The sequence below is a fragment of the Atlantibacter subterraneus genome, assembly GCF_007570865.1.
Classification (GTDB): domain Bacteria; phylum Pseudomonadota; class Gammaproteobacteria; order Enterobacterales; family Enterobacteriaceae; genus Atlantibacter; species Atlantibacter subterraneus.
Map to the genome: position 1 here is coordinate 234,022 of NZ_VLPS01000007.1, position 11,416 is coordinate 245,437.

Here is an 11,416-nt window from a genome sequence, read left to right on the forward strand (position 1 = left end):
GTAAAAGAATAATGGCTATCGAAATCAACGTACCGGACATCGGGGCTGATGAAGTTGAAATCACCGAGATCCTGGTCAAAGTGGGCGACAAAGTTGAAGCTGAACAGTCGCTGATCACCGTAGAAGGCGACAAAGCCTCTATGGAAGTGCCGTCTCCGCAGGCTGGCGTCGTGAAAGAGATCAAAGTCTCTGTCGGCGACAAAACCGAGACCGGCAAACTGATTATGATTTTCGATTCCGCCGACGGTGCAGCTGACGCTGCACCTGCCAAGGCAGAAGAGAAGAAACAAGAAGCGGCTCCGGCGGCAGCACCTGCTGCAGCGGGCGGCGTGAAAGAAGTTAACGTACCGGATATCGGCAGCGACGAAGTTGAAGTCACCGAAATCATGGTCAAAGTTGGCGACAGCGTGACCGCTGAGCAGTCTCTGATCACCGTGGAAGGCGACAAAGCCTCCATGGAAGTCCCTTCTCCGTTCGCGGGCAAGGTTAAAGAGATCAAAATCAGCACTGGCGACAAAGTCTCCACCGGCTCCCTGATCATGGTATTCGAAGTGGAAGGCGCTGCGCCGGCTGCGGCTGCAAAACCTGAAGTCAAAGAGCAGGCGGCTTCCGCTCCGGCGGCGGCATCCGGCTCTAAAGAAGTTAATGTACCGGACATCGGCGGTGACGAAGTTGAAGTGACCGAAGTGATGGTGAAAGTGGGCGATAAAGTGGCCGCTGAACAATCACTGATCACCGTAGAAGGCGACAAAGCCTCTATGGAAGTTCCGGCACCGTTCGCGGGCACCGTCAAAGAGATCAAAATCAACACCGGCGATAAAGTGTCTACCGGCTCCCTGATCATGATCTTCGAAGTGGAAGGCGCTGCGCCTGCTGCGGCTCCGGCTGCTCAGCAGGAAGCGGCTGCACCGGCTCCGGCTGCGAAAGCAGAGAAACCGGCCGCTGCACCGGCTAAAGCGGAAGGCAAAACTGAATTCGCTGAAAACGACGCTTACGTCCACGCTACTCCGCTGATCCGCCGCCTGGCGCGCGAATTTGGCGTTAACCTGGCGAAAGTGAAAGGCACCGGTCGTAAAGGCCGTATCCTGCGCGAAGACGTTCAGGTCTACGTGAAAGACGCGGTGAAACGCGCTGAATCCGCACCTGCTGCTGCCACTGGCGGCGGTATCCCGGGCATGCTGCCGTGGCCGAAAGTGGACTTCAGCAAGTTTGGTGAAATTGAAGAAGTGGAACTGGGCCGCATCCAGAAAATCTCTGGTGCTAACCTGAGCCGTAACTGGGTGATGATCCCGCACGTGACTCACTTCGACAAAACCGATATCACCGATCTGGAAGCGTTCCGTAAACAGCAGAACGCCGAAGCTGAGAAGCGCAAACTGGACGTGAAATTCACCCCGGTTGTGTTCATCATGAAAGCCGTTGCCGCTGCTCTGGAGCAGATGCCGCGCTTCAACAGCTCTCTGTCCGAAGATGGCCAGAAGCTGACGCTGAAGAAATACATCAACATCGGTGTTGCGGTAGATACCCCGAATGGTCTGGTTGTTCCGGTCTTTAAAGACGTGAACAAGAAGAGCATTACCGAGCTGTCCCGCGAACTGACCGTGATTTCTAAGAAAGCGCGTGATGGCAAGCTGACGGCTGGCGAAATGCAGGGCGGTTGCTTCACCATCTCCAGCATCGGCGGCCTGGGCACCACCCACTTCGCGCCGATTGTTAACGCGCCGGAAGTGGCTATCCTCGGTGTGTCCAAATCTGCGATGGAACCGGTGTGGAACGGTAAAGAGTTTACTCCGCGTCTGATGATGCCGATTTCTCTGTCCTTCGACCACCGCGTGATCGACGGTGCTGATGGTGCGCGCTTCATCACCATCATCAACAACATGCTGAGCGACATTCGCCGCCTGGTGATGTAATCGAAAAAGCCGGCCTGACGGCCGGCTTTTTTCTGATAATCTCATGAGGCTTTATGCGGTTATCAGGATAAAGGACAAATCGTTTGCCGTTTTGTTGTTTCAAAATTGTTAACAATTTTGTAAAATACAGGCGGATAGAACGTCCCGGTGGATGATGGGCGTAACAACAATAGCGTCAGACCCGCCGGATATAAATTACAGAGGTCATGATGAGTACTGAAATCAAAACTCAGGTCGTGGTACTTGGGGCAGGCCCGGCAGGTTATTCTGCGGCCTTCCGTTGCGCTGATTTAGGTCTGGAGACCGTCATCGTAGAACGTTACAACACCCTGGGCGGTGTTTGTCTGAACGTCGGCTGTATCCCTTCTAAAGCGCTGCTGCACGTCGCTAAAGTTATCGAAGAAGCCAAAGCGCTGGCTGAGCACGGCATCGTCTTCGGCGAGCCGAAAACCGATATCGACAAGATTCGTACCTGGAAAGAAAAAGTCATCAATCAGCTGACCGGTGGTCTGGCTGGCATGGCGAAAGGCCGCAAAGTGAAAGTGGTCAACGGTCTGGGTAAATTTACCGGGGCCAACACCCTGGAAGTGGAAGGCGAAAACGGCAAAACCGTGATCAACTTCGACAACGCGATCATCGCGGCGGGTTCCCGTCCGATCGAACTACCGTTTATTCCGCACGAAGATCCGCGCGTGTGGGACTCCACCGATGCGCTGGAACTGAAAACCGTACCAAAACGCCTGCTTGTGATGGGTGGCGGTATTATCGGCCTGGAAATGGGTACTGTGTACCACGCGCTGGGTTCAGAGATCGACGTGGTTGAAATGTTCGACCAGGTTATCCCGGCTGCCGATAAAGACATCGTTAAAGTCTTCACCAAGCGCATCAGCAAGAAATTCAACCTGATGCTGGAAACCAAAGTAACTGCCGTTGAAGCCAAAGAAGACGGTATTTACGTTTCCATGGAAGGCAAAAAAGCGCCTGCCGAAGCACAGCGTTACGATGCCGTGCTGGTGGCTATCGGCCGTGTGCCGAACGGTAAAAACCTCGACGCCGGTAAAGCGGGCGTGGAAGTGGACGACCGTGGCTTCATCCGCGTTGACAAGCAGCTACGCACCAACGTGCCGCACATCTTCGCTATCGGCGATATCGTCGGTCAGCCGATGCTGGCACACAAAGGCGTGCATGAAGGCCACGTTGCCGCTGAAGTTATCGCTGGTAAGAAACACTATTTCGATCCGAAAGTGATCCCGTCAATCGCCTACACTGAGCCAGAAGTGGCATGGGTGGGCCTGACTGAGAAAGAAGCGAAAGAGAAAGGCATCAGCTATGAAACCGCCACCTTCCCGTGGGCTGCTTCTGGCCGTGCTATCGCTTCTGACTGCGCAGACGGTATGACCAAACTGATTTTCGACAAAGAAACTCACCGCGTAATCGGTGGTGCGATTGTCGGTACCAACGGCGGCGAGCTGCTGGGTGAAATCGGTCTGGCGATCGAAATGGGCTGTGACGCTGAAGACATCGCGCTGACCATCCACGCTCACCCGACTCTGCACGAGTCTGTTGGCCTGGCGGCAGAAGTGTTCGAAGGCAGCATCACCGACCTGCCGAACCCGAAAGCGAAGAAGAAGTAATCCTTCGTTTCAAATGATAAAAAGCGGCTGAATAGCCGCTTTTTTTACGCCCGCCGTATGTCGTATTCGCGACTGCATCACCCGCAGAAAAATGTTACCTGAAGAATATTTCCATACATCTTGTTGCCCTTTGCTAAATAATAACTGATTAAATTAATAGCGAACTAATTAATAATCAGCTAACTAATTAGAGGTGACAAATGAAAACGCTTTTGATTACCACAGCCTTCGCTGCGACGTTATTTTCCGGCCTGACGCTTGCCGCCGATCAGCAGATCCCCTGGGCTGATAACAGCGGTGGAACCGAGTCGAATCATATCGCCGCCATGGGCGAAGATTTAAATGCCCAGCACCAGCAAATCACTAAAACGCATGAAGGCGTCTGGGCCACCGGTTCCGGCAGCATTCGCGCCGATGAAGCCGATCTTTCCACTACCAAACCACCGGTAGTTGGGCATCCTGAACTGATGCCGCATCAGGGATAATTTTTTTGATGATAAAAAAGCGGCTGAATAGCCGCTTTTTCTGTTTAAAGGTTAACTGCTTGCCATTCGCTACCGGGGTCGAAACGCGTAATCGCTCTGGCTTTTTCATCGGTTTGAGGACCAAAATCCCTCTGCCAGATCCCATCCTGCTGGTTAATCATAAAGGTGGTGATGCCGGTTTTCCCATACTCAACCGGCCAGGCGATAAGCGCGAATCCGCCGACCATTTTCCCGTCCTGCAAGTAATTTTTCTCACCTTCCTCTGCGCTTTTACCCTGGGCGGTAATGATACGGAAATGGTATCCGTGATAGCCCATACCGGGCTGCACCGGACTGAATGATGGCCCTAACGGGCTGGGTGCTTCGCCTGGCTGCACGGGCCAGTACAACCCATCTTTTTTGCCTTCGCTGCTGACAAATTTTTGCGCATATTCCTGATTCATTTGGTAAAAGCTATGCTGAGCATCCACATAAGCATGCATCGCCTGGATCGCGGAGAGTTCGTTGCGGCCAATCGCCCGGGTCAGGATTTCATCCGCCGCGCTTTTCATATCGAACCGCCAGCCGTTTTCGGCTTTCACGATGGGCAGCGGCAGTTGCCAGCTCTCGTTGCCTACGTTGAGATGCGCGACGTTATCTTTTTGCACGATACGATGGCTGACTTTCCAGTCGCGGTTAAATCGTTCAACGGCCTGCGGATCGACGCCTTCAGGCGGTAAAAATTCTCGCCAGTCATTGCCCAGCAGATTGGTAAGTTCGGCATCATCCTGTTGAGTTATCGCAACGGCAAACGCGTTCGCCGCTTCTTCCGGCGTGTTGAAATACTGCTGGGCCTGGGCCAGAACAGGCAGTAAAAGCAGGGGAAGGGCGCGTAGAGTTATTCGGTTTTTCATATTCGTTCCTGCTTACTGGCGATGAAATTCACGATGGCGCGGGACATTTTCCCGGGCCTGAGAAAGACGCTCCCGATCCGCTGCTGCATGCTGGCGGCTTTGTAGCCCGCGCTGCTGCTGCGCCTGCCACGAGGGCGAACGGCTGTCGTTGCCGCTAAAGGCGTTGGCGTTTAACGTTTCGCGCCGCTGTTGTCGCTGCTCCGGGGTAATGGTCGCTCGATGTTGTTGCACCGCTTCCCGGCGCTGCTGTTGCTGAGCGGTGGGATGCTGCATCTCATTTTTCGCCGCGTCCCGGCGTTGCTGCTGCTGCGCGGTAGGGTTTTTAAGATGCTGTTTCGCCGCTTCACGGCGCTCGCTGTTATCTGCGCTGTCGTAGCCGCGATAGTTATTGCGCTGGGCTATCTGGTTAAGCTGTTTTGATGCGGCCTGGCGCTGGGCGTCACGCGTTGCGGGCTGGGATGCGTTGAGCTTGTGCCCCGTGGATTGCTGAAGCTGCTGCATCGCCGCCTGGCGCTGCCCATCCCGTGAAACCGCAGCGTTTTGCGTGGCGCTTAAGCCGCCCGCTACGTTGGTTTGATGGAAGCGCGCGGCCACGGCGTCGTTCCTGTACGGCACGTTATCGCGATAGGCAGGATTATGGGTCCAGACCCGATCGCCGCCGGTGAGGTGTTCCCCGGATATCCGGTTGTAGTTATCCACGTTGATATTGATGTTATTGCCGTTGCGGTAATAGCCGTCGCCATGATCGTGATGATAGTCATCGTCATGATCGTGATGGTGGTGATCGTCATCGTCATCCCAGTCGATATTGCTGAACAGCGCATAGGTGGTCGCCACGCCGAGGCTGTAGCCAAAGCCCTTCACAAAGCTTTCAGTAAACTGCTGCCCGGGAGGGGGCGGTAAATAGACTGGCGGATAGCTGGCGTTGGGCCATGTGCCGTACACGGTGCTCGGGTTGTAGGTCGGGACATAAACCACCTGCGGATCGGCGGGCTCGATTTTAATGATCGTCTCGGCAGGCGCGCTGGTTACCACGGTGGTTTTCCCAGCACCTGAATTTTGTGGCGCGGGTGCGGCAACAGAGGTTTTAGGCGTTTGCGTCACCGTCTGCTGCTGGTTTGACTTCAGCGCGCCGGTTTGCTGCGCCAGTGCGCGGAGCTTTTGCACGGCATTCATCACGTCCTGAGGCTGGGCCAGAAAGGCATTGCCTAAGTCTTCTACCCATTGCGGGTTCTCACCCATCAACGCCATTAACTGCGGGAACGCCACCAGCGATTTTACGCTGGGGTCCCAGGGCTGGCTCGCCACTGCCTGAATCGCCTGATCCCCCTGAAGCGAGGGATTATCCCGCGACCATTGTACCGCCTGTACGACGTTGGCCGGATAGGTTGACGCCATCAGCACCTGCGATAACAGCGCATCCGGATACAGCGCCACGGGCGCGACCCACTGATCGATTTGCGCGGTGGTATAGGCGGCGGCAACCGGCGCGGCGGGTGCCGGCTGCGCCTGAACAGGCGCGGGTTGGGATGACGGGGGGCTCGTGACGGGCGGCGTCTGGCTTTTAACATATAGCACGCCAGAGGCGGCTAATAGCCCGGCGCTGCACAATAGTGCAAGCAGGTGTGGCTTAAAGGGCAATTTCATAGATGACTCCGACGAAGGCCAGCCGTAAGGCGTTTAGGTTGCCGCGAGTATATTCACCCGTACTTTGCTTTTTTGACTTAAATGGTGAACCGGGCCATTAAGTCCGGATAAAGAGTGTGAGCATTTATTACACAAATTATAAGCGATGATGGATTTGCTGCTGCGCTGTTATTGAAAGGCCGCTCTGACGAGCGGCCAGTAGCTAATTGCCGAGGTTGACGACAAACAGCACCGAGATGTCGGAAATATTCCAGCCGCCATGCAGTGCCGTCAGCAGTAAACCTGTCACAATGATTAATGCATATAGCTGTCGCATCTCCATTGCGTACGTTTCCTTATTCAGGACTACGCTGATTCCTCTTCACCGGGAAAGGCAGAACCTGGCAAATGAGGATTTGCCAGGTAGATAATGGAACTGCTCCCGGACCCGGTGACTGGTTGCTACGCCAGCGAAGCAGGCCGATGCGGACATTACCTGATGATTACTTTTTAAAACAGGTGGGTAGGAGTAATTTCATCGGCTTTCATTCGAATCTGGATAACGTTACGCAAAAAACATTTTTCCGCTTGCGTTCAGTTTCTGAGCGGAGCAAAATGCACAGCGTGAGGGTTTGCCACAAATCAATACCGCCGGACCGGTGCTTGCTACCACCGCATGGCACAAACTAACCGCTGAAAAGCGGTTTTTTTGTATCCGAAAAACGCCGTTTTCTTGCGCTACACCATGCTTAACGATTCAGCCAATCTTTTTATGTTACTTTTTTGTAAACGGATTAACACCCCCTCGAAATCCTGCTATGCTGCCCGACGCGGTATCGGGCATTTACCCTACAAACTGCTGTCTCACAGGAGCGTGAAGAGAATCGCCTGCCGCATATGACAATGAGAGCGAGGAGAACCGTCGTGCTAGAAGAATACCGTAAGCACGTAGCAGAACGTGCAGCCGTTGGGATTGTTCCAAAACCCTTAGATGCAACCCAAATGGCCGCGCTCGTCGAGCTGCTGAAGAATCCGCCCGCGGGCGAAGAAGAATTCCTGTTAGATCTGCTGACCAATCGTGTACCGCCGGGCGTTGATGAAGCCGCCTATGTTAAAGCCGGATTCCTCGCTGCAATTGCCAAAGGCGAAGCAACCTCCCCGCTGGTCACCCCTGAAAAAGCCATCGAACTGTTAGGCACCATGCAGGGTGGTTACAACATCCATCCGCTGGTGGACGCGCTGGAAAACGACAAACTCGCGCCGATTGCTGCGAAAGCGCTGTCCCATACTCTGCTGATGTTCGATAACTTCTACGATGTGGAAGAAAAAGCCAAAGCGGGCAATAGCTATGCGAAGCAGGTGATGCAGTCCTGGGCGGACGCCGAATGGTTCCTGTCGCGCCCGACGCTGGATGAAAAAATTACCGTTACCGTCTTTAAAGTGACCGGTGAAACCAACACCGATGACCTGTCTCCGGCACCGGATGCCTGGTCGCGCCCGGATATCCCGCTGCACGCCCTGGCGATGCTGAAAAACGCCCGTGAAGGCATTGAGCCGGATCAGCCTGGCGCAGTTGGCCCGATCAAGCAGATCGAAGCCCTGCAACAAAAAGGCTACCCGCTGGCCTATGTGGGCGACGTGGTCGGTACCGGTTCTTCCCGTAAATCCGCCACCAACTCGGTGCTGTGGTTTATGGGCGACGATATCCCGAACGTGCCGAACAAGCGCGGCGGCGGCCTGGTGCTGGGCGGCAAAATCGCGCCAATCTTCTTTAACACCATGGAAGATGCGGGCGCGCTGCCTATCGAGGTTGATGTCAATAACCTGAACATGGGTGACGTGATCGACGTTTATCCGTTCAAAGGTGAGGTCCGCAACCATGAAACGGGCGAGCTGCTGGCAAACTTTGAGCTGAAAACCGATGTTCTTGTCGATGAAGTACGCGCCGGTGGCCGTATTCCACTGATCATCGGCCGTGGCCTGACCACCAAAGCGCGTGAAGCGCTGGGCCTGCCGCACAGCGACGTATTCCGTCAGGCCAAAGACGTAGCGGAAAGCAACCGCGGCTATTCTCTGGCGCAGAAAATGGTGGGCCGCGCCTGCGGCGTCGCTGGCATCCGTCCGGGCGCTTACTGCGAGCCGAAAATGACCTCCGTAGGCTCTCAGGACACCACCGGCCCAATGACCCGTGATGAACTGAAAGACCTGGCGTGCCTGGGCTTCTCTGCGGATCTGGTGATGCAGTCCTTCTGCCACACCGCTGCGTATCCGAAGCCGGTTGACGTCACTACGCACCACACCCTGCCGGACTTCATTATGAACCGTGGCGGCGTGTCGCTGCGTCCGGGCGATGGCGTGATCCACTCCTGGCTGAACCGCATGCTGCTGCCGGACACCGTTGGCACCGGCGGTGACTCCCATACCCGTTTCCCGATTGGGATTTCCTTCCCGGCGGGCTCAGGTCTGGTGGCGTTTGCCGCCGCGACCGGCGTAATGCCGCTGGATATGCCGGAATCGGTGCTGGTGCGCTTTAAAGGCAAAATGCAGCCGGGCATCACCCTGCGCGATCTGGTTCACGCTATCCCGCTGTATGCCATCAAACAGGGTCTGCTGACCGTTGAGAAGAAAGGTAAGAAAAACATCTTCTCTGGCCGCATTCTGGAAATCGAAGGTCTGCCGGATCTGAAAGTGGAGCAGGCGTTCGAGCTGACCGACGCCTCCGCCGAGCGTTCTGCGGCAGGCTGCACCATCAAACTGAACCGCGAGCCGATCGAAGAGTACCTGCAGTCCAACATCGTGCTGCTGAAGTGGATGATTGCGGAAGGCTACGGCGACCGTCGTACGCTGGAGCGTCGTATTCAGGGCATGGAGAAGTGGCTGGCGGATCCGCAACTGATGGAAGCCGATGCCGATGCGGAATACGCTGCGGTGATCGAAATCGATCTGGCGGATATCAAAGAGCCGATCCTGTGCGCGCCGAACGATCCGGACGATGCGCGTCTGCTCTCTGACGTACAGGGCGACAAGATCGACGAAGTGTTTATCGGTTCCTGCATGACCAACATCGGTCACTTCCGCGCGGCGGGTAAACTGCTGGATACCCATAAAGGCCAGCTGCCGACCCGTCTGTGGGTTGCGCCGCCGACCCGTATGGATGCCGCACAGCTAACCGAAGAGGGCTACTACAGCGTATTCGGTAAGAGCGGGGCACGTATTGAGATCCCGGGCTGTTCACTGTGCATGGGTAACCAGGCGCGCGTGGCGGACGGTGCGACCGTGGTGTCGACCTCTACCCGTAACTTCCCGAACCGTTTAGGCACCGGCGCGAACGTCTACCTGGCGTCTGCGGAACTGGCTGCCGTGGCGGCGCTGATCGGCAAACTGCCGACGCCGGAAGAGTATCAGACGTTTGTTTCCCAGGTGGATAAAACCGCCGCGGATACCTATCGCTATCTGAACTTCGACCAGCTTTCCCAGTACACCGAGAAAGCGGATGGGGTAATTTTCCAGACGGCGGTCTGATACCTCGCATAACGAAAAGGGAAGCCTCAGCGCTTCCCTTTTTTATGCCTTACGACAGGGCATCCTCTTTGCCGCTGTAGCGCGGCAGGCTTACCACCGGATAGGTAAAGCTCTCTTCAACCCGGCAGCGCTCCGGCTTTTTCTGGTCGGCATAAATAATGAACCAGCGCTCATTCTCCGGGAAATAGACCACATCATCGCCATTGCGAAACGAATAGGTTTGGTAACGCACGCCCGATTGGGTGTGATCTTTATGCGCGCCAGAAGCAATCTGAAAATGTTTGCCCCACTGCATGGTGGTGAGGTGATATTTAAAAAAGGAGATCAGTACATTCTGGCGGGTCAGGCAGTCGAGCCGCACCGCTTCGCCCGCATACGCGGCGGAAAAAGGAAAGACGAGGGAAATAAACAGCAGGACTGGGGACAATGACATTTTCAATTTTTGCATAACTGATTACGATTTAAGGCCTTAAGAAGATACTCAGGATAGCACAGCCATCCCGGCTGGCTTTTTTCTTGATACCTCTGCCCGCCGCGCTGTTTTTCTTGCGCCGTGCTGCGATAATTACAGATAAGAAGATTCGGGCGCAGTTTGCCCGGCGTGTAGCAGAGGAAAACACTATGGATCATGAATTTCTGCGCGACGTTACCGGTACGGTGAGAGTACGCATGTCGATGGGCCATGAAGCGATTGGCCACTGGTTTAATGAAGAAGTTAAAGAGAACCTGGCGCTGCTGGAGGAAGTGGAGCAGGCAGCGCAGTCGGTCATCGGCAGCGAACGTCAATGGCAAAGAGCCGGGCATGAATACACGCTGTGGCTGGATGGCGAAGAAGTCATGGTGCGCGCCAATCAGCTGGCCTTCTCTGGCGATGAAATGGAGGAGGGGATGAGCTATTACGATGAAGAGAGCCTGTCGCTGTGCGGCGTGGAGGATTTTCTTCAGGTGCTGCGCGCCTATCGTGAATTTATTCAGCAAAAATAGCGTCAGGTAACTGTCAGACGCTGTTTGATCATCGGGCTTGCTGACTGCCACTGCGGCCGTCAGCGGCTATCTTTGGCCGACTTTCCTGGCCGTATTCAACCTGCTGCGCGCTTTCCCGGGTTTTGCCCATCATTTTTTCATATTGTACTTTTTGGTTTTTTTATTAGTGCATTTGCCTGCGTTGCCTGCACGTTATTTATTAATTGAGTTATTAAGGTTAAATGGGTTGATTTTGTGTTAATGAAATATGATTAACAGAATTGATATTGGTTTTTCCGAGTTATTTAAAAGAAAAAAACGAATGGTTTTTTATTAGTCATCTAATTGTTTCCTGAGTTGTTTTCAATAATTAAGAGTAT

Annotated in this window: 8 protein-coding genes; 5 read left to right on the top strand and 3 right to left on the bottom strand. The window is 54.6% G+C overall.

Features of this window, described 5'->3' with window-relative positions; all coding sequences use genetic code 11:
- Positions 1–11 precede the first annotated feature (11 nt).
- From aceF to FND52_RS14430, 3 genes are all read left to right on the top strand, one after another.
- Positions 12–1,913 (top strand): pyruvate dehydrogenase complex dihydrolipoyllysine-residue acetyltransferase, encoded by a 1,902-nt coding sequence (aceF, locus tag FND52_RS14420; protein ID WP_144131503.1) that lies wholly within the window; start codon positions 12–14, stop codon positions 1,911–1,913.
- 209 nt (positions 1,914–2,122) lie between these two features.
- The gene (gene lpdA / locus FND52_RS14425; protein WP_125293651.1) at positions 2,123–3,547 is read left to right on the top strand and encodes a dihydrolipoyl dehydrogenase; all 1,425 of its coding nucleotides are present in this window, start codon (positions 2,123–2,125) and stop codon (positions 3,545–3,547) included.
- Between the two features lie 200 nt (positions 3,548–3,747).
- Positions 3,748–4,032 (top strand): hypothetical protein, encoded by a 285-nt coding sequence (locus FND52_RS14430; protein ID WP_125293650.1) that lies wholly within the window; start codon positions 3,748–3,750, stop codon positions 4,030–4,032.
- 44 nt (positions 4,033–4,076) lie between these two features.
- On the opposite strand, the gene FND52_RS14435 is transcribed toward FND52_RS14430, so the two are convergent.
- Both FND52_RS14435 and FND52_RS14440 read right to left on the bottom strand, forming a co-directional pair.
- Entirely contained in the window at positions 4,077–4,925 is an 849-nt protein-coding gene (locus FND52_RS14435; protein WP_144131505.1) for a DUF2950 domain-containing protein, read from the bottom strand.
- Positions 4,926–4,937: 12 nt separating this feature from the next.
- Positions 4,938–6,572: a DUF3300 domain-containing protein gene (locus tag FND52_RS14440; RefSeq protein ID WP_144131507.1), complete on the bottom strand. Its 1,635-nt coding sequence runs from the start codon at positions 6,570–6,572 to the stop codon at positions 4,938–4,940.
- 903 nt (positions 6,573–7,475) lie between these two features.
- On the opposite strand from FND52_RS14440, the gene acnB reads away from it, so the two are divergent.
- A complete protein-coding gene (acnB, locus tag FND52_RS14445; protein WP_125293647.1) occupies positions 7,476–10,073 on the top strand; it encodes a bifunctional aconitate hydratase 2/2-methylisocitrate dehydratase in 2,598 nt (865 codons plus the stop codon).
- A 49-nt stretch (positions 10,074–10,122) separates the two neighbouring features.
- On the opposite strand, the gene FND52_RS14450 is transcribed toward acnB, so the two are convergent.
- Entirely contained in the window at positions 10,123–10,506 is a 384-nt protein-coding gene (locus FND52_RS14450) for a hypothetical protein (RefSeq protein ID WP_167509363.1), read from the bottom strand.
- A gap of 188 nt (positions 10,507–10,694) precedes the next feature.
- On the opposite strand from FND52_RS14450, the gene yacL reads away from it, so the two are divergent.
- Entirely contained in the window at positions 10,695–11,057 is a 363-nt protein-coding gene (gene yacL, locus FND52_RS14455; RefSeq protein ID WP_125293645.1) for a protein YacL, read from the top strand.
- Positions 11,058–11,416: the final 359 nt, after the last annotated feature.